The organism is Neorhizobium sp. PAMB6630 (assembly GCF_058242775.1).
The window spans coordinates 555,001-577,240 of sequence record NZ_CM177836.1; the positions used below are offsets into that span (position 1 = coordinate 555,001).

Consider the following 22,240-nt stretch of genomic DNA (forward strand, 5'->3'; position numbering starts at 1 on the left):
AACGATCTGGAAAGTTCGGCCGTAGCGGGTGATAGCCCCGTACACGTAAAATACGCATTGTCCTAGAGTAGGGCGGGACACGAGAAATCCTGTCTGAACATGGGGAGACCACTCTCCAAGCCTAAGTACTCGTGCATGACCGATAGCGAACAAGTACCGTGAGGGAAAGGTGAAAAGCACCCCGACAAGGGGAGTGAAATAGAACCTGAAACCGGATGCCTACAAACAGTAGGAGGGCGAAAGCCTGACTGCGTACCTTTTGTATAATGGGTCAACGACTTAGTGTATCTAGCAAGCTTAAGCCGGTAGGTGTAGGCGCAGCGAAAGCGAGTGTTAATAGCGCGTTCAGTTAGATGCATTAGACCCGAAACCGAGTGATCTAGCCATGAGCAGGCTGAAGGTTGGGTAACACCAACTGGAGGGCCGAACCCGCATCTGTTGCAATAGATTGGGATGACTTGTGGCTAGGGGTGAAAGGCCAATCAAACTCGGAAATAGCTGGTTCTCCGCGAAAACTATTTAGGTAGTGCGTCGATCGAATACCCCGGGGGGTAGAGCACTGGATGGGCTATGGGGACTCACCGTCTTACTGATCCTAACCAAACTCCGAATACCCGGGAGTACTAATCGGCAGACACACGGCGGGTGCTAACGTCCGTCGTGAAGAGGGCAACAACCCTGACCTCCAGCTAAGGTCCCCAAGTCATGGCTAAGTGGGAAAGGATGTGAGGATCCCAAAACAACCAGGATGTTGGCTTAGAAGCAGCCATCATTTAAAGAAAGCGTAACAGCTCACTGGTCTAAATAAGGGTCTTTGCGCCGAAAATGTAACGGGGCTAAAGCCATGCACCGAAGCTGAGGATGTGCAGTTTACTGCACGTGGTAGCGGAGCGTTCCGTAAGCCTGCGAAGGAGGACCCGTGAGGGCCTCTGGAGGTATCGGAAGTGCGAATGTTGACATGAGTAACGATAAAGGGGGTGAGAGACCCCCTCGCCGAAAGACCAAGGGTTCCTGCTTAAAGTTAATCTGAGCAGGGTTAGCCGGCCCCTAAGGCGAGGCAGAAATGCGTAGTCGATGGGAACCACGTTAATATTCGTGGGCCTGGTGGTAGTGACGGATTGCGTAACTTGTTCATTCTTATTGGATTGGATGGGCGAGGAAGCGGTTCCAGGAAATAGCTCCATCATTATAGACCGTACCCGAAACCGACACAGGTGGTCAGGTAGAGTATACCAAGGCGCTTGAGAGAACTATGTTGAAGGAACTCGGCAAATTGCACGCGTAACTTCGGAAGAAGCGTGACCCTGATGTACGCAAGTATGTCAGGGTGGCACAGACCAGGGGGTAGCGACTGTTTATCAAAAACACAGGGCTCTGCGAAGTCGCAAGACGACGTATAGGGTCTGACGCCTGCCCGGTGCTGGAAGGTTAAGAGGAGAGGTGCAAGCTTTGAATCGAAGCCCCAGTAAACGGCGGCCGTAACTATAACGGTCCTAAGGTAGCGAAATTCCTTGTCGGGTAAGTTCCGACCTGCACGAATGGCGTAACGACTTCCCCGCTGTCTCCAACATAGACTCAGTGAAATTGAATTCCCCGTGAAGATGCGGGGTTCCTGCGGTCAGACGGAAAGACCCCGTGCACCTTTACTATAGCTTTACACTGGCATTCGTGTCGGCATGTGTAGGATAGGTGGTAGGCTTTGAAGCGGGGACGCCAGTTCTCGTGGAGCCATCCTTGAAATACCACCCTTATCGTCATGGATGTCTAACCGCGGTCCGTCATCCGGATCCGGGACAGTGTATGGTGGGTAGTTTGACTGGGGCGGTCGCCTCCGAAAGAGTAACGGAGGCGCGCGATGGTGGGCTCAGACCGGTCGGAAATCGGTCGTCGAGTGCAATGGCATAAGCCCGCCTGACTGCGAGACTGACAAGTCGAGCAGAGACGAAAGTCGGTCATAGTGATCCGGTGGTCCCGTGTGGAAGGGCCATCGCTCAACGGATAAAAGGTACGCCGGGGATAACAGGCTGATGACCCCCAAGAGTCCATATCGACGGGGTTGTTTGGCACCTCGATGTCGGCTCATCGCATCCTGGGGCTGGAGCAGGTCCCAAGGGTTTGGCTGTTCGCCAATTAAAGCGGTACGTGAGCTGGGTTCAGAACGTCGTGAGACAGTTCGGTCCCTATCTGCCGTGGGTGTAGGAATATTGACAGGATCTGTCCCTAGTACGAGAGGACCGGGATGGACATATCTCTGGTGGACCTGTTGTCCTGCCAAGGGCATAGCAGGGTAGCTATATATGGAAGGGATAACCGCTGAAGGCATCTAAGCGGGAAACCCACCTGAAAACGAGTATTCCCTATCAGAGCCGTGGAAGACGACCACGTTGATAGGACGGGTGTGGACGTGCAGTAATGCATGAAGCTTACCGTTACTAATAGCTCGATTGGCTTGATCGTTCTCATTGTTTGTGCTCATCGAAGATGAGCAAAACAATAAGAGTTTTGTTTTGTCCTGACGCACGAAAATGTGCTGCGGACGGCCCGCGCCACAAGGCGCGACGGCCTCTGGCCTGTATCGGTGCCCAAAGCACCGCAATGCGCTTAAGAGGTCCCATTCGACGTGTTCAAAACCAGCGAAAACTGAGGCCACAGCGAACAAACTATTCGCTATTGGCTACTCCCTATTCGCTCACAAAAAATCCAGCTTCTCAACACATTGCCCTTAGCTGACCTGGTGGTCATGGCGGGGCGGCTGCACCCGTTCCCATTCCGAACACGGCCGTGAAACGCCCCTGCGCCAATGGTACTTCGTCTCAAGACGCGGGAGAGTAGGTCGCTGCCAGGTCTGCTAAAGGCAATGTTGTCACGGTTTGCAAAGCAAATACCTCGCGGTTTGCATAGCAAATCCGCCAATCTTCTCGTCACAAACACTAACGGCCCAGCCGATAACAAAAGGGTCGCTCAAAGTGGCCCTTCTTGCTGTAAGTCTCTAAAGCGTCGCAACTATCAGTGCACGCTCTTGGCGCGGGGTGGAGCAGCCCGGTAGCTCGTCAGGCTCATAACCTGAAGGCCGCAGGTTCAAATCCTGCCCCCGCAACCAAATTCCCCTACATCCCGTAGCACAAAATGCTGCGGGATTTTTGCGTTTCTGGCCTACGTCGTCGGCGGCGCAAGACGTTTTAGAGCGTTTCCCTGTCATGTTGGATCATATCCGCAGGAATTGAAGTAGTTCTGAGCCGTAAGCATTCGCCGAGGACCGCAGGTCAGCTTTTCTTGCGCGATCGGCGCTTCCACTTTGCGGCTAGAGCCTCGACGTTTTTGCGGAGATTGGCGGCGTCGACATCGCCCGGATCGTAGTGTGCGTGGCCCCACCATTCGACAAGTTCGTGGTGACGCTCATGGTTGGTGTCCGCAATGGCTTCGCGGAACTCTTGATAGCCCCAGGGACCGCCGACATCCTCCGGTGGACACCGTCCGACAACCTCGAGAAGGAATGGATCTTCGAAGCCGGCGGTCGCCGGAAAGATCTTTTCGATTTTCACAGAGTGCGTCCAGCCGTCGCCGAAGTCATAGAGATACTTGAATGACTTCGCGCCAATATCTTCGATGGCAGCAAGAAGCGTTTCCTTGCGTGCATCGATGGGACCACCAAAGCCGTCATCAGGCAGGCCGAAGCCGATGTCACGGATCCTGAACTCATACAGATGGCTGTTGGTCCAGCCGAAGGCCTCCTGAAGGATCTCATGAAGCCGGTCCAGCCGAATGCGGAATGGCACGACAACGCGGCGCATCACCAAGGGGTCAACGTCATCGAGCGTGACCTTCAAGCGAACGAGAGGACCAGCCATCAGGCCGCCTGCCTCAGTGGCGATGTTGCGGTTTTCCGCCAATTCCAGGGGAGAAGCTCATCAAGACGGCTGGCTGGATGATCGGCGATGCGGGCGAGAACATCGGCAAGCCAGGCCTGTGGGTCAATGCGGTTCATCTTCGCGGTGACGATCAGGCTGTACATGGACGCCGCCCGCTGCCCCCCTCGATCGGACCCGGCAAATAGCCAGGCTTTTCGTCCGAGCGCCACACCGCGCAGAGAGCGCTCCGCGCAATTGTTCGACAGGCAGATACGGCCGTCGTCCAGGAAGCGGGTGAAGGATTCCCAGCGGTTCAGCATATAGTCAAATGCCTTTGCCAAGTCATTGTCGCGCGGCAACCTGGCGCGGTGTTCGCGTATCCATATCTCCATGTCGTCAATCAGCGGTTTTGACAACTGCTGGCGGATTGCTTTTCTCTCATCGGGAGTGCGGCCATTGATATGGCGTTCGATTTCGAACAAAGCGTCGATCCGCTGCACCATGTTCAAGGCGACCGGCGAGATGACGGCGGCACTTTTACCCTGCGCTTTTCGGCGCGCGTTGGCCTCCAGATCGGCTTGCGCAAAGAATGGTCGCCTGGCATGCGCCCAACACGCTGCCTCATGAATCGGGCCCGGACTTCGATCAGGAAGATAAAGCTGGCCATAGCCCGTATAGGCATCCGCCTGAAGGATACCGCTATAGTTGGCCAGATGCGCCTGTGGATGTTCGCCGGCCCGGTCCCGGGAATAATAGAACATCGCCGACGGAGGCGCCGTACCGCCAAACGGAGCATCATCCTTGACGTAGCTCCATATCCGACCGGTAACGGTTTTGCCGAGAGCCAGAACCGGCACGGTCGTGTCATCACCGTGGATCCGTTCAGACGCGAACGTATGGCTTTCAATCCGCCGCACCAGCGGATCCAGGACCTGGCAGCACGTGCCAATCGCGTCTGCCGCAGTCGACAGACTGATTGGCACACCTTCCAGGGCAAAACGTTCGACCTGGCGATTGAGCGGAATGTGCTGGCCAAACTTGTCGCACAACATCATCGCCAAAAGGCTCGGACCAGCCCACCCTCTCGGTATGACATGGAAGGGTGCAGGTGCCTGGCTGATCTTCTCGCAGTCACGGCAGGTGAACTTTTCCCGAACGGTCTGAATGATCTTCCAACTCCGCGGTACGCTCTCCATCGTTTCGGTAATGTCTTCGCCGAGCTTGCGAAGCCGTTCACCGCCACAGCAGTTGCAGGCAACCGGGCCTGGCACGACAAAACGCTCACGCGGCAGATGTTCCGGGAATGGCTTCTTGACCGGCCGCTTGCGCGTAAAGCCGGTGACCGCAATCGCCGCCGCCGCAACGGCCATCTCGGCAGCAAGCTCATCTTCGGTCGCCGTCGCTTCGGCGTCCTCAAGCATCAGCTCCATCTGAGCAATCAGCCGCGCCGTCCGTTCCGACTTCTGACCGCGCAGTTCCCGTTGCAGCTTTTCGATATAGACTTTCTGGCGAAGAATGATGGCCTGATCATCGGCTTCCTTGGCCTTGGCAACAGCCAATTCGGCCAAAGCGGTAGCTCGTTCCAACCGCGCAATCGCCAGCTCTGCCTCCAGGGCAGCAGCATGATCACGGGGATTTTCCGAGCCGGTTTCCATGCTCGAAGTGAATCATAAAACCACTGATTTGTATAGCTTTTCCTGGCGCCCCGCTCGCAAATCCCGCCCCAAAAGACACTATCCAGCGCTCGTCGGCCGCCATGTCTGCTGCGGGTTCCGCCAGTCAATTCCCTCAAGCAAATAGGACATCTGGCCAGCCGTCAGCGCAATAGCTCCACCCTGCGTCGCCGGCCAAATGAAACGGCCGCGCTCGAGCCGCTTTGCGTATAGCGAAAGCCCAAATCCGTCATGCCAAAGAGCCTTGATCAGCCGGCCGCTTTTCCCGCGGAAGACAAAAACGTCACCCTTGAACGGATCACGACCCAAACCTTCCTGCACGATCAGAGCAAGGCCGTGCATTCCCTTGCGCATATCGCAATGGCCGCTCGCAATCCAAACCCGCACGCTCGAACTGATCGGGATCATTTGAGCGCACGCATCACGGCTGCAGCAAGATCACAAGGCGCCCCGGACGCAATCCTCACCTTGATACCGTTCGCAAAGTCCACAACGATGGTTGTCGCACAACCATCGCCGTTGCCAGGAACGTCCAGGACAGTTGCCGGCACGAAAGCGGGCTCATCTTTCAAAGACAGCGCTTGGCGCCGCCACGTGTAGAGCAGCCCCGTCGAAACATCAAAACGACGCGCTACTGCCGAGACATTTGCCCCCGGAGCAAATGCTGCCTCCACAATCTCCCGCCGTTCATCCGGTGACCAACGACGACGTCGTTCTTGACCCGTCAGCAAAATGGCCTGTGCCATCGTTCCTCATTGCGCTCTTAAGTTCACTCTCAAGAGCGCAAAATCACGATATCACCAAAAACTCGCAAGGCGGTCCACGCCGGAGGGATACTCTGAGCCTCTTGCGGTTCGACCATATCAATCAGCTTTCCGATGCGATCCCACAGTCCGGTGACGGTTCTCTCCGCAGCTTTTCGCAGGAGAGCCTTGAGCTTGGAGAAGGCCTTCTCGATGGGGTTGAAGTCTGGGCTGTAGGGCGGAAGGAACATCATTGTCGCGCCGACCGCCTCGATCAGCTCCCTTGCTGCCGGTCGTTTGTGGCTGGACAGATTGTCGAGGATGACAACATCCCCTGGTTTCAATGTCGGAACCAGAACCTGGGCGACATACGCCTCGAACCACTCACCGTTGATCGGTCCGTCTATGACAAGTGGCGCGACCATTCCCGTGTTACGGAGGCCCGCAACCAATGTGGTCGTCTTGCGATGACCGTGAGGGAAACCCATCCTCAATCGCTCGCCCTTGCGGCATCGCCCGTGAGTACGGGCCATATTGGTCGCGGTCCAGGTTTCGTCGATGAACACGAGCCGCTCTGGATCGAGATCGAGTTGCTCCTCGAACCAGCATTGCCGCTTTTCCAGAACGTCCGGGCGGCTTTGCTCTACCGCATGGCCAGTCTTTTTTTGCGCGTTTGTTCGTGCCGGACAAGAAAGCGATGCAGCGCCGACTTGCTGATGGAAATGCCTTGGTCAGCCAAGGCTTTGCGAAGCTCGAAAAGGGTGCCGTCCCGGTGCTCGCCGAGCCAGGTCATGATCAGATCGGCATGCGCTTCTGTCTTGTGGGAATTGCGGTCGCCGCCGAGTGGACCGGGTCGAACATTTCCCTGCTGGATTTGCAAGTGACGCCAGCGGCTCACGCTGGCTGCGCTCACGCCAAAACGCTCGGCAGCCTCTCTATGAGATGCGCCGCCGTTCACGGCAGCCAGCACACGTATGCGAAGATCAACGGAAAGGGCTTTCGACATATCTGCCGACCTCCATCGGCAGATAGTTTGAATCAGAAGGAGACTGATTTGCAAAGCCATCCGATTCAATCAGTTAGGGAAACGCTCTAGGGTAGCAGGTGGTGACCGCGCCCACAGTAGGCAGCAGGTGGCAGGGCAAATGCCGGACCTCGCTCCAGCGTGTCGATTGCCACCTTCGACGGAGGGACTCGTGATGTCGCCCCGGAACTACCAGGCGATGAATAGGCGGATATACTGAGACATCTGCGCGGGCATGTCTCATAAGCCGCAACAGAATGCCTATGTCGGGCGCTACAACCGAACGGTCCGGCATGAATGGCTCGATCAGAGCATCATCGAAAGTATCGAGGAGGCACAGGAGTTCGCCACGCAGTGGCTCTGGACCTACAACAATGAACGCCCCAATATGGGCATCGGCGGCATAACGCCTGCACAGAAACTGAAAATGGCCGCGTGAATTCTACGAAACAGCCCCGTTAAAATTGGGGGATTACCATGCAACGGGTCTGCTGCTCCACCCCCCGCGTCGTAACCGAGACCCTTGTCAATACTGAGTGAAATCACCGGTTTCCGATTGCAGCAGTGTCAGTGGATAGCGCAGAGGATGATGCGCAAGGGCTGTCATGTTCACCGGCCGGTTCCTGTCATCGAAGGCGATCTGGTCGACTGTCAGCACGGCGGCAGGGGGCGATAGCTGTAGGAGGCGGGCCTCATTGTCGCTTGCCAGCCGGGCGCTGAGCGTCGTCTGCCCTCGCTTGGGGAAGATCTGATAGCGTTGGCGCAGTTCCTCGTAAAGAGAGCGGTTTGCGACGCCCCAGTCGAGGTCCAGCAGTCCAGGCACCCGCGCGGCCGGGATCCAGTCCGTCTGGATGACCGCGGGTATGTTGTCGAGCAGGCGCAGCCGCGACAGAACCACCACTTCCGCACCCGGCCCGAGAAACAGGGGGCGACTGACCTCCAGAGGCGCGCGCACAAGGCTGGCTTCGATCAGCTGGTGGCCGGGATTTCTACCATTGGCAAGCGCAATGCTGGTAAAGCTTTTGAGAACCTGCAGTTCAAAGCTTCCACCACGCTCCGTGACATAAAGCCCTTTGCCCGGTTGGCTATGCACCACACCCTGCTGGATCAGTTCGCGGATCGCATGGCGTATGGTGATGCGGCTGACGGCGTAGAGATCCACGAGTTCCCGCTCGGAGGGAAGCTTGCCCCGCAAGGGCAGCCTGCCATCGCTGATTGCCGCCAGCAACGCCTCATAAACCTGCTTGTGCAGCGGGCGTGGATCGCCACGATCAACCGCACCCTGTGTTGAAACCAATACATCGTCAGCCCCACGCGTCTTCAAATCCGGCTTTCCCCCTTGGCCTTACGTCCGCCCAGCGTTCTCTAGCGAAAATCCTCCGCATCCTATGTTGACATGACTGGTCATAACCAGTCCTATTATCGCAGGGAACCGGAGAGTTTCGAAGATGTCAGATCTATCACAATCAAGGGAACTATTCATGTTTAAGAAGAGCCTTGCCGCCCTCGCGCTGTCCGCAGCTCTCTGGAGCGGAACCTCGCATGCCGAGACGATTTCCGTGTTCTGCGCGCCGACGGAGTTCGAACTTTGCACGAGCGTCGCCGATGCCTGGAAGGAAAAGACGGGCAACGAAGCAAAGATCAACAAGATGCCCGCCCTGCTGGATGACGCGATCCCGATCTATCAGCAGCTGCTGGCGGCAAAATCGACCGACATCGATGTGCTGTTTCTTGATGTCATCTGGCTCGGCATGTTCAAGAACGGCCTGCTCGACCTGAAGGCGACGATCCCGCAAGCCGATCAGGACAAGCACTTCGCCTCCACCCTTGCTGCCGCAAAGCTTGACGGACATCTGGTGGCAATGCCGGCCTATATGGACGTCGGGCTGATGTTCTACCGCAAGGATCTTCTGGAGAAATACGGTAAGCCACAGCCCAAGACCTGGGATGAGCTGGCCGCAACCGCCAAGGAAATCCAGGACAAGGAACGCGCTGCCGGAAACGGCGAAATGTGGGGTTATGCCTGGCAGGCCAAAAGCTACGAGGGCCTGACCTGCGACGCCATCGAACTGATTGCATCGAACGGCGGCGGCACGATCATTTCCGACAACGGCAAGGTGACGATTGACAATCCGAAAGCGGCCGAAGCCATCGAAAAGGCCAAAGGCTGGATCGGCTCGATCAGCCCGGAGGGCACGCTGAACTATGACGAGGAAGCCTCGCGCGCCGTGTTTGAATCCGGCAATGCCGTGTTCCACCGCAACTGGCCCTATGTCTGGGGCACGTCGCACAAGGAAGGCAGCGCTGTCATCGACAAGGTTGGCGTGATGCCGCTGCCAGTCGGCAGTGCCGGCCAGAAATCCAGCGGTTGCCTCGGCCCGATGTATTACGGTGTTTCCAAATATAGCGCCAAGCCGGGCGTTGCCGCTGATTTCGTCAACTTCATCACCGGCCCGGACATGCAGAAGAAGCGCGCGCTGAAGGATGCCGTCAATCCGTCGATCCCGGCGCTCTACAGCGACCCCGAAGTGCTGGCCACCATCCCCTTCCTCAAGGATAACCAGCAGGCCTTTGCCGATAGCGCCGTGCGTCCCTCCGGCTATACCGGCACCAGCTACAATCGCGTGTCGCAGGCCTTCTATCGGACCGTCCACGACATGTTGTCAGGAAACGGCGATGTGAAATCGGGGCTGAAGACCTTGGCAGCGCGTCTGGAAAAACTGAAGGAAAGCCGCTGAACCTGGCTTGAATGCGAGAGGCGGTCTTGAAGGACCGGCTCTCGCCCTCTGTGTCGCCGCCCTGATCATGGGCGCGCGCCTTCTGTTCTGACGAGCCCAGGTGAAAAATGGCATCGGTTTCCCTTCACTCCGTGTCGAAAAGTTTCGGCACCCACGCGGTTATTCAAGGTGTCGAACTGCAGATCGACGACGGTGAGTTCGTGGTTTTTGTCGGCCCTTCGGGATGCGGAAAATCGACCCTTCTGCGTATCGTGGCGGGCCTTGTCGCGCCCACTGACGGCGTTGTTGCAATCGGCGGAGACGACGTGACCGACGTTCCGGCCTCGCGCCGCGGCGTTGCCTTCGTCTTTCAATCTTATGCGCTCTATCCGCATATGAGCGTTGCCCGCAATATCGGCTTTGCCCTGGAAACGCTCGGCATGGCGAAAGAGGCCATCAGCCAGAAGGTTTTGAGCGTAGCGCGCATGCTGAAGGTCGATCACCTCATGGATCGCCGGCCACGGGAGCTTTCCGGCGGCCAGAGGCAACGCGTGGCGATCGGTAGGGCACTGGTGCGCCAGCCGGAAATTTTTCTCTTCGACGAGCCGTTGTCAAACCTCGATTCGGACCTGCGCATGGAAATGCGGCTGGAAATCGCAAGGCTTCACAATGACCTGAAGACGACGATGATCTATGTGACGCATGACCAGTCGGAAGCGATGACGCTGGCAGACCGTATCGTCGTCCTCAACCACGGCCGCATCGAGCAGGTCGGAACCCCGCAGCAGCTCTATCACGCGCCGGACAACCGCTTCGTGGCAGGCTTCATCGGCAGCCCGCGCATGAATTTCATGGGCGTATCCTCGCAAGCGAGTGCTGGCCGGATTGTTGGCGCCGGTCATCTCTCGCTGGCATTGGCAAGCAGTAATCTTGAAAATCCCATTACCGAAATCGGCATTCGCCCGGAAGGCTTGCGTCTGGTTGCAGAAGGTGCTGGTCGGATGGTCTGCATCCTCGAGCGTATCGAGGATCTCGGGCATGAGCATTTCGGTTATTGCCGGATCAGCGACGACACCGTCTGGGTGATCCGGCTTCCGGAGGCGCCTTCGCCGGACAGGATCGGGAAACCCGTGGGGCTGGATTTTGCCGATGCGGCCGTTTTTGCCTTTGCAGGCGACGGCCGGCGTATTCCACTCGCTGGCCTGCAGAAATTGGCGGAGGAGGCCCCTCTGCCATGAGCGCCCGCCTTGCACGCCGCGACCACAGGTCCGCCTGGCTCTTTCTCCTTCCCGTCATTGCGGTCATCCTGCTGGTTGCCGTCTGGCCGCTCGCCCGCACCTTCTTCTTCTCCTTCACCGACGCCTATCTCGATGAGCCCTCAGTGTATTCCATGGTCGGCTTCGATAATTTCATCGAGGTCCTCCAGGATCGCAGCTGGTGGATTGCCGTCAAAAATACGCTGATTTTCGCCGCGATCTCGGTTGCAATCGAGACGGTGCTTGGACTGGCGATCGCGCTTCTGCTGAACTCCGCCATTCCCGGCCGCGGACTGGCGCGGGCGGCCATTCTGGTGCCCTGGGCCATTCCCGTCGTGGTGGCCACGAAGATGTGGGAATGGATGCTCAACGACCAGTTCGGCGTCATCAACAAGGTGCTCTCCGGGCTCGGCCTTGTCGATCACGGCATTGCCTGGACTGCCAGCAGCTCCCTGATCATGGGCGTGGTGATTTTCGTTGATGTCTGGATGACGACGCCGTTCATGGTGCTGCTGATCCTGGCCGGACTGCAGCTGATTTCGCCGGAAATTTTCGAGGCAGCCGACGTGGATGGCATCCCCGCGTGGAAACGCTTCTGGTCGATCACGCTGCCCATGCTGCGGCCGGCCATCGGGGTTGCCGTGCTGTTCCGGGTTCTCGACGCCCTGCGCATGTTCGATCTGGCCTATGTGCTGGCGGCCAGCAACGAAAACGTCATGACGGTATCGATCTATGCGCGTGACCGGCTCATCAGTTTTCAGGAACTCGGCGTCGGCTCTGCGGCATCGACCTGGGTCTTCCTGCTTGTCGCTTTCGTCGCAATCATCATCATCGGGGTCTTGCGCCTCGACAAGGCGGCGGGGACCTGATCCATGCAAAACGCGATCGCTCAACGAACACACCGCAAGCCCGCTTCCTTTTACCGGCTGAAGCGCCGGGTCGTGCGCGGCCTGCAGATTTTTGCGCTGCTGCTCGTGCTCATCTATGCGCTTTTCCCCTATTACTGGGCCTTCGTGTCCTCCACCAAGCAAGGCGCCGCACTCTATCGTTCGGCGCTGTTGCCGGCGCTTGATTTCACCTATTACCGGCAGTTGATCGACAATCCCATCTTCATGGGCTCACTGGTCAACTCGGCGTATGTGGCGGTTTCCACCACCCTTCTGTCTCTCATCATCGGCGTCTCGGCAGCGTATGCCCTTGGCCGGATCGATTTTCCGCAGCGGCGCGCCATGCTGATGATCGTCCTGATGATCTCGATCTTTCCGCAGGTTGTGGTCCTGTCAGGCCTCTTCGAGCTGATCAACTGGCTGGGCCTCTTCAACCGCCCAAGCGCGCTGATCCTGACCTATCTTCTCTCGACCGTGCCGTTCACCACCTGGATCCTCACCACCTTCATCCGCGAGTTTCCGCGGGAGCTGGAAGAGGCCGCCATCATCGACGGCTGCTCGCATTTCCGTATCCTGATGAAGATCCTGCTGCCGCTGATGGGGCCGTCGCTGGCGAGCACCGGCATTCTCGCCTTCATTCTCGCCTGGAACGAATTTCTGTTTGCGCTGACCTTCACGCTGACAGACGAAAATCGCACGGTGCCTGTCGCCATCGGGCTGATTGCCGGCACCAGCCGTTATGAATATCCCTTCGGGCAGATCATGGCGGCCTCCGTTACCGTAACCTTGCCGCTGATTGCCGTGGTACTCGTTTTCCAGCGGCGCATCGTGGCCGGCCTCACGGCCGGTGCGGTCAAAGGCTGATACTTTTAAGGAACAGACCCATGGATATGCTTGTCAAACTGTACGACCTAAAACGCGATACCGCCCTCGACGCCCGTATGGCAGAGCTGGGAGTGATAATCCGGCGCGTGCTGGCACCGGAACTGCCGGCATTGACCGCGTGGATCGAGCCGCGCTTCGGGGCAGGGTGGGCAGCGGAAGCGACCGTTGCCACAATGCGCCAGCCGACCACCTGCTTTATCGCGATCAAAAATGACGAGCTTCTGGGCTTTGCCTGCCACGAGGCGACCGCCAAAGGCTTCTTCGGCCCGACGGGCGTTGATCAGGCAGGCCGCGGACAAGGCGTCGGCCACGCGCTTCTCTTGGAAACGCTGCTCGATATGTATGCGCAGGGTTATCCCTATGGCGTCATCGGAGGGGCAGGACCGATGGAATTTTATCGCCGAAGCGTTGGCGCCATTCCGATCGAAGGATCCGTCCCCGGCATCTATCGCGGCATGCTGCCGCTGGCACATCCAACCGAGGTGTCCGGCTAAGCGACAGCACGCGCATATGGCTGCATGCGTAGCTGCGACCGCGCAGCTGGGCAAAAATGTCGTGCCCTTCTTCCTGTGACACAAATCGCCTCCCCCGCAACAAGTTCAGGCATAACTCGCTCTTTACGCTTAACCGATGTCTCCGCTTGAAGTGCTTTAGGAAATCGAGGGGTGGGCGTCTGCTTCCTTGTCGGAAGGCGTTGTGTCTTGATCGTTGTGACTGAAATTTCGGATCGCGCTCATTGCGTCGTCCAAGCTTCGGTCAGCGCCCGCAAGGGAGATGTCGATTTACCCCTTAAAATCAAACCATCAAGCCTGCCCAATTTACCTATCGAGCGACATCATCGGAAGCGCTGTGGTTGTTTCCGAACCGTATGGATCGTCTCGATCAATCGATCCACCTGGCTCGACAAATCCTCCCGAAAGTCGATACAGTCATACGCGGTCGCTGGGAGGCGCGCCGAAACCAGTACAGCAAAATCTCGCAGTATGAATCCGCACCCGGGATCACGGGAGTGGTGCCTATGCTCTTTTGAAGGTTGTAGAGAACGCCATGACGGAACTACCCACATCGTTCACCTACAGCCCGATCCTCGTTGTCCTTTCGGTGGTGGTTGCAATCCAGGCCGGATATGTCGGCATCAGCCTCGCGCTTCTCATCCCCGTCGCTTTTGCAAACCGGCGCCGGCTGTTGATCTCGGGCTCGGCCATCACGCTCGCAGTCGGCATCTGGAGCATGCATTTCATCGGTATGCTGGCTGTCAGGACCTCCGTGGCGATCGACTACGCCGTTGTGCCCACGCTCCTCTCGTTCCTGATTTGCAGTCTCGTCACCGGCGTCGCGGTTTACTTGGCGAGCCTGCGCTCGCAGCGCATGCTGGTGATCGCTGCCGTGCTCATGGGCGTTGGCATCACCACGATGCATTATGTCGGCATGATTGCCGTGCATTCTGTCCTGCATCTCACCCACGATACTGCCTATGCATTGGCCAGCATCGCAATCGCGATTGCTGCGTCCGGCCTTGCGCTGTGGCTTGCCTTTTCCGCCGAACGGCGGCCGCCGTTGTTGCTCTGTGCCCTTGTGCTCGGCTGCGCTGTATCGGGCATGCATTATATGGCGATGGCAGGAACGACATTACATCTGGCCGCAGCCAAGGCCGAAAACATCAAATCCTTGATATCCGGCGACATGCTGGCAGCCGTGGTCAGCGTGGTCGCCTGTACCATCTCCGCTGTCTTCATGCTCGCGCTCATCCCCGGGGAGGCGAAGAGCGCGCATGGCGATACCGCCTGGCGCACCACCGTACGCCAGGCGCCGGAAACCCCGCAACCTGACGCCCCGCAACCGGCCGCGCTCGCACCGCACAGCCCGCAACCGAATACGCTAGACGCCATACAGCCGGCGGCCGGCATGGACAGAGCGCCCGCCGATCCCGAATGCTTGGCTGCGGGCGAACTCCTTTTGCCGATCGAAAAGAACGGCAAGCGCTTCCACATTGCCGCTGACGACATCGCGTCGGTTCATTCCAACGCGCATTATACCTATATCTTTAATGGTCGTGACGACCTCTTCTGTCCTTTGTCCATCTCCGACATCGCGGCGCGTTTGCCTGAAGCGCTGTTTCCCCGCATCCATCGCAGCTATATCGTCAATCTCGCCTTCGTTGTCCGCATCAAGAAGGCTGGCGATTCGGGCGTAGCCGAACTCGACACGCCCGTCAGGCGCACGGTGCCTATCAGCCGGTCAAAGCTTGCAGCCTTTCGCTCCGAACTGGCTGCCTTCAAGACATCCGAAAACGCAGGCTCCTACACCGAAAGTTAGGTCAGCTCTCCTTTCGCATTTCGTGCGCAGCCCAGTGCATTTCGTGCAAATCCGGGCGTTTGGTGTCCTTGCCGTTGTCTGGCAGGAACAATCACTGCCTGCTGTTGCACAGAACGCCTGGGCCTTGAGGATGGCCCCTGTCGTTCGACACGAAGCTTTGGGAGGAGCGACGGATGATACCAGGGACCTTCGATTACCATCGGCCGACAACGGTCGAAAGCGCTGTCGCGCTGCTGCTGCAACTCGGCGAGGATGCGCGGCCGCTTGCCGGCGGTCACAGTCTGATACCGTTGATGAAGACACGGCTGTCAGCGCCCGAGCATCTGGTCGACCTTGCCGCAATCGAGGGACTGCGTCGTATTGAAGTGGTGGGCGATGATGTCATCGTCGGGGCGATGACAACGCAGCATTCGGTCATCACCAGCAGCTTGCTCGCAGACCTCGTCCCAATCCTGCGCGAGACAGCCCTCGTCATCGCCGACCCGCAGATCCGCTACAAGGGCACGATCGGCGGCAATTGTGCCAATGGTGATCCGGGCAATGACATGCCGGCGCTGATGCAGTGTCTCGGAGCCAGCTACCAACTGACCGGCGCCAGTGGCAACCGTGAGGTGCCGGCTCGGGATTTCTATGTGGGTGCCTATGAGACCGCTTTGGAGCCCGGTGAGATCCTCACCGAGATCCGCATTCCGATCCCACCGGCCGGTCATGGTTACGGTTATGAAAAGCTCAAGCGCAAGGTGGGAGACTACGCAACGGCGGCGGCGGCGGTGGTCATCACCATGGCGGATGGCACCTGCACCAGCGCATCCATCGGCCTGACGAATGTGTCGGAAACGCCGCTCTGGGCATCCGAGGCGGCTGGCATTCTGATTGGCAGTACGCTCGATGCAGCAACCGTCAATGCGGCAATTGCCGCGGCCGAGGCGATCACCAACCCAGCGTCCGACATGCGCGGTCCTGCCGAATACCGCACGAAGATGGCCGGTATCATGCTGCGCCGCGCGCTTGAGCGGGCACGCGTCCGCGCCACGGTCTGAGGGGGAAACAATGACAAAGTCACATATCAAGGTCACGATCAATGGCAAGGCTGTCGAGGCTCTCGTCGAGCCGCGCACTCTTCTGATCCATTTCCTGCGGGAGCAGCAAAACCTCACGGGTGCCCATATCGGCTGCGACACCGGCCATTGCGGCGCCTGCACGGTCGACATGGACGACATGTCGGTGAAGAGCTGCATGACTTTCGCAGTCCAGGCCGATGGCGCCAGCATCACCACGATTGAAGGTGTCGCCAATGCCGACGGAACGCTCAGCGCGCTTCAGGAAGGCTTCCGGATGATGCATGGACTGCAGTGCGGATATTGTACGCCGGGCATGATCTTGCGCGCCCATCGCCTGCTTCAGGAAAACGCCAATCCGACCGAAGAGGAAATTCGCTACGGCATCGCCGGCAATCTCTGTCGTTGCACCGGCTATGTGAACATCGTCAAGGCCATCCAGTATGCGGCGGCCAAGATCAATGGAACACCGTTTCAGGAGGCCGCGGAATGAACGAGCAAGTCAAGATTGACATCGATCGCGCCGAGCGGACCGAAAAGCTGCAGGGCATGGGGTGCAAGCGCAAGCGCGTCGAGGACATCCGTTTCACGCAAGGCAAGGGCTCCTATGTCGACGACCTGAAACTGCCGGGCATGTTGTTCGGCGATTTTGTCCGCTCGCCGCATGCGCATGCCCGCATCGTCAGCATCGACACATCGCGCGCCAAAGCCCTGCCGGGGGTGATTGCGGTCCTGACGGCGGCTGATCTGAAACCGCTTGGCCTGCATTACATGCCGACGCTTGCCGGTGACGTCCAGGCAGTTCTGGCCGAGCACAAGGTGCTGTTCCAGAACCAGGAAGTCGCCTTCGTCATTGCCGAGGACCGCTACATCGCCTCTGATGCGACCGAACTCGTGGATGTCGTTTATGAAGCGCTGCCCTGCATCGTTGACCCGTTCAAGGCGATGCTGCCGGATGCGCCGATCCTGCGCGAGGATATCCAGGATAAGATGGTCGGCGCCCACGGGCCGCGCAAACATGCCAACCACATCTTCGAATGGCAGATCGGCGATAAGCAGGCAACCGACGACGTTTTTGCCAATGCCGATGTGACGATCAAGGAAATGCTGGTCGACCATCGCACCCATCCGTCGCCGCTGGAGACTTGCCAGTCGGTTGCCTCGTTCGACAAGGTCAAGGGCGAACTGACGCTCTGGGGCACGTTCCAGGCCCCGCATGTCATCCGCACGGTTGTCTCGCTGATTTCGGGCCTGCCGGAACACAAGATCCATGTGATCGCGCCCGATATCGGCGGCGGATTCGGCAATAAGGTTGGCGCCTATGCCGGTTATGTCTGCTCTGTCGTCGGATCGATCGTGCTGGGCGTGCCGGTCAAATGGGTGGAAGACCGGATGGAGAACCTCTCCACCACATCCTTTGCCCGCGACTATCACATGACCACGGAACTTGCCGCCACAAAGCAGGGCAAGATCCTCGGCATGCGCGTGCATGTGCTGGCCGATCACGGCGCCTTCGATGCCTGCGCCGACCCGTCCAAATGGCCGGCCGGTTTCATGAACATCTGCACGGGCTCTTATGACATCCCGGTCGCACATCTGGCCGTCGATGGTGTCTATACCAACAAGGCGTCAGGCGGTGTCGCCTATCGCTGTTCGTTCCGGGTGACGGAGGCGGTGTTTGCCATCGAGCGCGCCATCGAAGTTCTGGCCCAGAAACTCGGCATGGATGCGGCCGAACTGCGGATCAAAAATTTTATCAAGGCCGAGCAGTTTCCCTACCACTCGGCGCTCGGCTGGGAATATGACAGCGGCGATTACCACACCGCCATGAAGAAGGCGATGGATGCCATCGGCTACACCGCCTTGCGTGCAGAGCAGGCGGAAAAGCGCGAGGCTTTCAAACGCGGCGAAACGCGCGAACTTATGGGTATCGGTATTTCGTTCTTCACGGAAATTGTCGGTGCCGGACCTGCCAAGAACTGCGATATTCTGGGTATCGCGATGTTCGATTCCGCAGAGATCCGCATCCATCCGACCGGCTCGGTGATTGCCCGCATGGGCACCAAAAGCCAGGGGCAGGGGCACGAAACAACCTATGCCCAGATCATCGCCACCGAACTCGGCATTCCCGCCGATGACATCATGATCGAGGAGGGCAATACCGATACCGCACCCTATGGTCTCGGTACCTATGGCTCCCGTTCGACCCCGGTCGCCGGCGCTGCAACTGCTGTGGCGGCCCGCAAGATCAAGGCCAAGGCACAGATGATCGCTGCCCATATGCTGGAAGTGCATGAGGGCGACCTGGAATGGGATATCGACCGCTTCCGCGTCAAGGGCCTGCCGGAGAAGTTCAAGACGATGAAGGAGATCGCCTGGTCGGCCTACAACGCCCCGCCGCCGAACCTCGAGCCGGGTCTGGAGGCGGTCAACTATTACGAGCCGCCGAACATGACCTACCCGTTCGGCGCCTATTTCTGCATCATGGATATCGACGTGGATACGGGCGTTGCCAAGACGCGGCGCTTCTATGCGCTTGATGATTGCGGCACGCGCATCAATCCGATGATCATCGAGGGGCAGGTGCATGGAGGGCTGACGGAAGCCTTCGCCTGTGCCATGGGCCAGGAGATCCGCTACGACGAGATGGGCAATGTCATGGGGGCGTCCTTCATGGACTTCTTCCTGCCGACCGCCGTCGAGACGCCGAAGTGGGAAACGGACTTTACGGTGACGCCATCGCCGCACCATCCGATCGGTGCCAAGGGCGTCGGTGAAAGCCCGCATGTCGGCGGCGTTCCGTGTTTCTCCAATGCGGTCAACGACGCCTATGCCTTCCTCGATGCCGGTCATATCCAGATGCCGCACGATGCCTGGCGGCTTTGGAAGGTGGGCGAACGTCTCGGGTTGCACGGATAAGGCTGGATCGGTCGATGGCAGTGAAACTTCCACAGGAGAGAATTGCCACGCAGATGGCCGCGGTCGGGTATGTTCCTGATCGCGACCTCTCGACTGCGTTATGGCTGATGGACAGCCTGTCACGGCCGCTGCTTCTGGAAGGCGAGGCAGGTGTCGGCAAGACGGAGGTTGCGCGCGCCTTGGCGCTCGCACACGATACCAAGCTGATCCGGCTGCAATGTTATGAAGGGTTGGACCAGAGTTCGGCCCTCTATGAATGGAATTACCAGCGGCAGTTGCTGGCCATCAAGGCGCGCGAGGGGTCGGATGCCGATGCCGTCGAGGAGCATATATTCTCGCAGAAATATCTGCTGGAAAGGCCGCTTCTATCCGCCATACGGCAGGCAAAGGCACCGGTTCTCCTGATCGATGAGGTGGATCGGGCAGACGAGGAGTTCGAGGCTTTTCTGCTTGAGCTTCTGTCGGATTTCCAGGTGTCGATCCCCGAACTCGGGACGGTGACGGCGACGACCATTCCGCGGGTCATTCTGACCTCCAATGGCACCCGCGAACTGTCGGACGCCCTGCGTCGGCGGTGCCTATACCACTATGTCGATTTTCCCGATGTCGATCGCGAAGCGCGGATCATCCTGTCACGACTGCCTGGCATCGATGCGGCGCTGGCGCTGCAGATCGCCGGCATGGTCGGCCTCATCCGCAAGGAAGATCTGCGCAAGACGCCGGGTGTTGCCGAAACGCTCGATTGGGCCGCAACGCTTGCCGGCCTGGATATACGGCACCTGCACGACGAGCCCGAAGCGGTACACGACACGCTGATGTGCCTGATCAAGACGGCCGAGGACAAGGCGCGCATGACGCGTCAGGTCACCGAGCGGCTGCTCGGAAAGGTGGCGTGACATGAGCGCGCTGAGAAAGGCCGAGCCTGACCTGGGCGAATTGATGCGCACAAAGCTTGCTGGCTTTGCCGCCACGCTGCGCGACAATGGCTTTGTCGTCGGTCTTGCGGAATATCGTGATGCGCTGACGGTGATGAGCGGGGACAGCGCAAGCCGTCCGTCGCGGCTTCGTCCGTCACTCCGATCGCTGTTTTGCAGCCGGCATTCGGACTGGACGAAGTTCGACGAGATTTTCGATGCCTTCTGGCTGAAGCGGGGGATGAAATCGGCCACGCGGATGTCGGGCGCGCCGCAAAAGGCTCCGGACGGGGTGCAGGCCGCCTCATCCGCTGCGCGCGGCCAGGGCCTCCAGGAACACGCCGATCATGTGCAGCGTGGCGAGGGTGCGGATGCGGTTGAGACGGGTGAAACCCGGCGTGAGGGAGCATCCCGCGCCGAGTTCATGGGAAAGACCGACTTCCGGCACCTGACGCATCCGGACGATCTCGCCGAGGCGCACCACCTTGCTGAGCGCTTTGCGCTTGCGATGCGCGCGCGCATCACGCGGCGCATGCGGGCACGGCGCCAAGGCCAGCGGCTCGATCTCAGACGCACGATCCACAAGAGCATTGCCAATGGCGGCACGCCGATGCAGCTGGTGTTCCGAAAGCGCCGGGAAAAGCCGTTGCGGCTGGTTGTAGTTCTCGACGGCTCCGGATCGATGAGCCTCTACTCGGCGGTGTTCCTGCGCTTCATGCATGGCATGCTCGACGCTTTTCGAGAGGCCGAGGCGTTCCTCTTTCATACGCGGCTCGTTCATATCTCGCCGGCGCTTCGGGAGCGCGATCCGCAGCGCGCCGTCGAGCGCATGGCGCTGATGGGGCAGGGCACGGGCGGCGGGACCCGCATCGGCGAAAGCCTTGCAACCTTCAATAAATGGCATGCGAAACGCTGCATCCATTCGCGAACCTGCGTGATGATCGTGTCGGACGGTTATGACACGGGACCAGCAGAACGACTGGGCGAAGAGATGCGGGCGCTGCGCAGGCGGTGCCGGCGCATTGCATGGCTGAATCCGATGATCGGCTGGCAGGATTATGCCCCGGAGGCGGCAGGCATGAAGGCAGCGCTTCCTTTTATCGATCTCTTCGCCCCGGCGCATAACCTTGAGAGCCTGAAGGCGCTCGAACCCTATCTGGCGAGGATCTGAGCATGCAGGAAGCTTACGACATTCTCGATCTGGTCAGTCAGACCAAGGCGCGTGGGGAGCCCTTTGCGATTGCAACGGTTGTCCGCACCGTCTCCGTCACGGCGGCCAAGGCGGGTGCCAAGGCTGTGGTGTTGGCAGACGGAAGCATGTCGGCCGGCTGGATCGGCGGCGGTTGCGCCCGTGGCGCCGTGCTGAAGGCTGCGGGTGAGGCCATCCGCGACGGTCAGCCTCGGCTGGTCAGCATCCAGCCGGAAGATCTACTCCATGTGCAGCAGGTGAAGCCCGGAGATACCAGAGACGGCGTGTTCTACGCCCGCAACATGTGCCCGAGCCAGGGCACGATGGATGTGTTCGTCGAACCTGTCCTGCCGCGCCCGCAGCTTACCATTCTGGGCGCCTCTCCGGTAGCCGCGGCGCTTGCCGATATTGCCCGTCGTATGGGCTTCTTTGTTACGGTCTGTGCGCCGCTGGCCGATCATACGGCTTTTAGCATCGCCGACCGGATGGTCGATGGTTTCGACCTGCCGAACGACGGCTCGCCGCATGGCTTTATCGTCATTGCGACCCAGGGGCGTGGCGACGGCGCCGCGCTGAAGGCCGTACTTGACGTACCGACGCGCTACACCGGTTTTGTCGGCTCACGCAAGAAATTTGCTTCGCTGAGACGGGATCTGGAAGCGGCCGGGCTCGATGCCAGGTCGATGGATGACATGCGCTCGCCGGCAGGTCTCGATCTCGGCTCCATCACACCGGATGAAATTGCCTTTTCAATCGTGGCGGAAATGATCGAGATCCGTCGGCGCGGCCAAAGAAACGCATAAAGGGAGGA

18 protein-coding genes, 1 tRNA gene, 2 rRNA genes and 1 pseudogene (1 of these 22 cut by a window edge) are annotated in these 22,240 nt (G+C 59.0%); 16 read left to right on the forward strand and 6 right to left on the reverse strand.

Going from position 1 to position 22,240, the window contains the following annotated elements; translation table 11 throughout:
• From AC4CWF_RS02595 to AC4CWF_RS02605, 3 genes are all read left to right on the forward strand, one after another.
• Positions 1-2,457, forward strand: a 23S ribosomal RNA gene (locus AC4CWF_RS02595) (it extends 427 nt beyond the left edge of the window).
• A gap of 273 nt (positions 2,458-2,730) precedes the next feature.
• Positions 2,731-2,845: ribosomal RNA gene (gene rrf, locus AC4CWF_RS02600) — 5S ribosomal RNA — on the forward strand.
• 178 nt (positions 2,846-3,023) lie between these two features.
• A tRNA-Met gene (locus AC4CWF_RS02605) sits at positions 3,024-3,100 on the forward strand.
• A 163-nt stretch (positions 3,101-3,263) separates the two neighbouring features.
• On the opposite strand, the gene AC4CWF_RS02610 is transcribed toward AC4CWF_RS02605, so the two are convergent.
• The 5 genes from AC4CWF_RS02610 to AC4CWF_RS02630 all read right to left on the reverse strand — a co-directional run bounded on the left by AC4CWF_RS02610 (position 3,264) and on the right by AC4CWF_RS02630 (position 7,270).
• Positions 3,264-3,848, reverse strand: coding sequence for a plasmid pRiA4b ORF-3 family protein (locus AC4CWF_RS02610; protein ID WP_491281691.1), 585 nt, complete (start codon positions 3,846-3,848; stop codon positions 3,264-3,266).
• Positions 3,848-5,503 carry an IS66 family transposase gene (gene tnpC / locus AC4CWF_RS02615; RefSeq protein ID WP_491281692.1) on the reverse strand — a complete coding sequence of 552 codons (1,656 nt, stop codon included), beginning with the start codon at positions 5,501-5,503 and terminating at the stop codon, positions 3,848-3,850. The genes AC4CWF_RS02610 and tnpC overlap by 1 nt, the downstream gene beginning before the upstream one ends.
• A gap of 78 nt (positions 5,504-5,581) precedes the next feature.
• Positions 5,582-5,929 carry an IS66 family insertion sequence element accessory protein TnpB gene (gene tnpB / locus AC4CWF_RS02620; protein WP_491281693.1) on the reverse strand — a complete coding sequence of 116 codons (348 nt, stop codon included), beginning with the start codon at positions 5,927-5,929 and terminating at the stop codon, positions 5,582-5,584.
• Positions 5,926-6,267 (reverse strand): IS66-like element accessory protein TnpA, encoded by a 342-nt coding sequence (tnpA, locus tag AC4CWF_RS02625; protein WP_491281694.1) that lies wholly within the window; start codon positions 6,265-6,267, stop codon positions 5,926-5,928. Before tnpA ends, tnpB begins: the two co-directional genes overlap by 4 nt.
• Positions 6,268-6,296: 29 nt before the next feature.
• Positions 6,297-7,270 (reverse strand): IS630 family transposase gene (locus AC4CWF_RS02630; RefSeq protein ID WP_491283582.1). Its coding sequence is split into 2 segments (ribosomal slippage): positions 6,297-6,917 and positions 6,920-7,270, totalling 972 coding nucleotides; the frame shifts between segments, so codons are not numbered across the junction.
• A gap of 262 nt (positions 7,271-7,532) precedes the next feature.
• Between AC4CWF_RS02630 and AC4CWF_RS02635 the strand changes: the two are divergent.
• Positions 7,533-7,727: pseudogene (locus AC4CWF_RS02635) on the forward strand (integrase core domain-containing protein); the annotation flags it as partial.
• Between the two features lie 87 nt (positions 7,728-7,814).
• Here the strand turns inward: AC4CWF_RS02635 and AC4CWF_RS02640 are convergent.
• Positions 7,815-8,612, reverse strand: a complete 798-nt coding sequence (locus AC4CWF_RS02640; protein WP_491283583.1) for a GntR family transcriptional regulator — start codon at positions 8,610-8,612, stop codon at positions 7,815-7,817.
• Between the two features lie 157 nt (positions 8,613-8,769).
• On the opposite strand from AC4CWF_RS02640, the gene AC4CWF_RS02645 reads away from it, so the two are divergent.
• From AC4CWF_RS02645 to AC4CWF_RS02700, 12 genes are all read left to right on the forward strand, one after another.
• Positions 8,770-10,026 (forward strand): ABC transporter substrate-binding protein, encoded by a 1,257-nt coding sequence (locus AC4CWF_RS02645; RefSeq protein WP_491283584.1) that lies wholly within the window; start codon positions 8,770-8,772, stop codon positions 10,024-10,026.
• A 107-nt stretch (positions 10,027-10,133) separates the two neighbouring features.
• Complete coding sequence (locus AC4CWF_RS02650; protein WP_491283585.1) at positions 10,134-11,243, forward strand: ABC transporter ATP-binding protein; 1,110 nt, start codon at positions 10,134-10,136, stop codon at positions 11,241-11,243.
• On the forward strand, positions 11,240-12,130 hold the full coding sequence (locus AC4CWF_RS02655; RefSeq protein WP_491283586.1) for a carbohydrate ABC transporter permease: 891 nt from the start codon (positions 11,240-11,242) through the stop codon (positions 12,128-12,130). Before AC4CWF_RS02650 ends, AC4CWF_RS02655 begins: the two co-directional genes overlap by 4 nt.
• A 3-nt stretch (positions 12,131-12,133) precedes the next feature.
• Entirely contained in the window at positions 12,134-13,012 is an 879-nt protein-coding gene (locus AC4CWF_RS02660) for a carbohydrate ABC transporter permease (protein WP_491283587.1), read from the forward strand.
• A 20-nt stretch (positions 13,013-13,032) separates the two neighbouring features.
• The gene (locus AC4CWF_RS02665; RefSeq protein ID WP_491283588.1) at positions 13,033-13,527 is read left to right on the forward strand and encodes a GNAT family N-acetyltransferase; all 495 of its coding nucleotides are present in this window, start codon (positions 13,033-13,035) and stop codon (positions 13,525-13,527) included.
• A gap of 553 nt (positions 13,528-14,080) precedes the next feature.
• Positions 14,081-15,349: an MHYT domain-containing protein gene (locus tag AC4CWF_RS02670; protein WP_491283589.1), complete on the forward strand. Its 1,269-nt coding sequence runs from the start codon at positions 14,081-14,083 to the stop codon at positions 15,347-15,349.
• Between the two features lie 173 nt (positions 15,350-15,522).
• Positions 15,523-16,389 (forward strand): FAD binding domain-containing protein, encoded by an 867-nt coding sequence (locus AC4CWF_RS02675; protein ID WP_491283590.1) that lies wholly within the window; start codon positions 15,523-15,525, stop codon positions 16,387-16,389.
• A 10-nt stretch (positions 16,390-16,399) separates the two neighbouring features.
• Positions 16,400-16,900, forward strand: a complete 501-nt coding sequence (locus AC4CWF_RS02680) for a (2Fe-2S)-binding protein (RefSeq protein WP_491283591.1) — start codon at positions 16,400-16,402, stop codon at positions 16,898-16,900.
• Complete coding sequence (locus tag AC4CWF_RS02685; RefSeq protein ID WP_491283592.1) at positions 16,897-19,326, forward strand: aerobic carbon-monoxide dehydrogenase large subunit; 2,430 nt, start codon at positions 16,897-16,899, stop codon at positions 19,324-19,326. Before AC4CWF_RS02680 ends, AC4CWF_RS02685 begins: the two co-directional genes overlap by 4 nt.
• 14 nt (positions 19,327-19,340) lie before the next feature.
• The gene (locus tag AC4CWF_RS02690; protein WP_491283593.1) at positions 19,341-20,222 is read left to right on the forward strand and encodes an AAA family ATPase; all 882 of its coding nucleotides are present in this window, start codon (positions 19,341-19,343) and stop codon (positions 20,220-20,222) included.
• 1 nt (position 20,223) lies between these two features.
• Positions 20,224-21,411 (forward strand): vWA domain-containing protein, encoded by a 1,188-nt coding sequence (locus tag AC4CWF_RS02695; RefSeq protein WP_491283594.1) that lies wholly within the window; start codon positions 20,224-20,226, stop codon positions 21,409-21,411.
• A gap of 2 nt (positions 21,412-21,413) precedes the next feature.
• Complete coding sequence (locus tag AC4CWF_RS02700; RefSeq protein ID WP_491283595.1) at positions 21,414-22,232, forward strand: XdhC family protein; 819 nt, start codon at positions 21,414-21,416, stop codon at positions 22,230-22,232.
• Positions 22,233-22,240 lie beyond the last annotated feature (8 nt).

What these genes read in the sequence shown, in the direction of transcription:
- AC4CWF_RS02610 (WP_491281691.1), bottom strand. Translation starts at nt 3,848, where the DNA reads ATGGCTGGTCCTCTCGTTCGCTTGAAGGTCACGCTCGATGACGTTGAC.
- tnpC (WP_491281692.1), bottom strand. Translation starts at nt 5,503, where the DNA reads ATGGAAACCGGCTCGGAAAATCCCCGTGATCATGCTGCTGCCCTGGAG.
- tnpB (WP_491281693.1), bottom strand. Translation starts at nt 5,929, where the DNA reads ATGATCCCGATCAGTTCGAGCGTGCGGGTTTGGATTGCGAGCGGCCAT.
- tnpA (WP_491281694.1), bottom strand. Translation starts at nt 6,267, where the DNA reads ATGGCACAGGCCATTTTGCTGACGGGTCAAGAACGACGTCGTCGTTGG.
- AC4CWF_RS02645 (WP_491283584.1), top strand. Translation starts at nt 8,770, where the DNA reads ATGTTTAAGAAGAGCCTTGCCGCCCTCGCGCTGTCCGCAGCTCTCTGG.
- AC4CWF_RS02650 (WP_491283585.1), top strand. Translation starts at nt 10,134, where the DNA reads ATGGCATCGGTTTCCCTTCACTCCGTGTCGAAAAGTTTCGGCACCCAC.
- AC4CWF_RS02655 (WP_491283586.1), top strand. Translation starts at nt 11,240, where the DNA reads ATGAGCGCCCGCCTTGCACGCCGCGACCACAGGTCCGCCTGGCTCTTT.
- AC4CWF_RS02660 (WP_491283587.1), top strand. Translation starts at nt 12,134, where the DNA reads ATGCAAAACGCGATCGCTCAACGAACACACCGCAAGCCCGCTTCCTTT.
- AC4CWF_RS02665 (WP_491283588.1), top strand. Translation starts at nt 13,033, where the DNA reads ATGGATATGCTTGTCAAACTGTACGACCTAAAACGCGATACCGCCCTC.
- AC4CWF_RS02670 (WP_491283589.1), top strand. Translation starts at nt 14,081, where the DNA reads ATGACGGAACTACCCACATCGTTCACCTACAGCCCGATCCTCGTTGTC.
- AC4CWF_RS02675 (WP_491283590.1), top strand. Translation starts at nt 15,523, where the DNA reads ATGATACCAGGGACCTTCGATTACCATCGGCCGACAACGGTCGAAAGC.
- AC4CWF_RS02680 (WP_491283591.1), top strand. Translation starts at nt 16,400, where the DNA reads ATGACAAAGTCACATATCAAGGTCACGATCAATGGCAAGGCTGTCGAG.
- AC4CWF_RS02685 (WP_491283592.1), top strand. Translation starts at nt 16,897, where the DNA reads ATGAACGAGCAAGTCAAGATTGACATCGATCGCGCCGAGCGGACCGAA.
- AC4CWF_RS02690 (WP_491283593.1), top strand. Translation starts at nt 19,341, where the DNA reads ATGGCAGTGAAACTTCCACAGGAGAGAATTGCCACGCAGATGGCCGCG.
- AC4CWF_RS02695 (WP_491283594.1), top strand. Translation starts at nt 20,224, where the DNA reads ATGAGCGCGCTGAGAAAGGCCGAGCCTGACCTGGGCGAATTGATGCGC.
- AC4CWF_RS02700 (WP_491283595.1), top strand. Translation starts at nt 21,414, where the DNA reads ATGCAGGAAGCTTACGACATTCTCGATCTGGTCAGTCAGACCAAGGCG.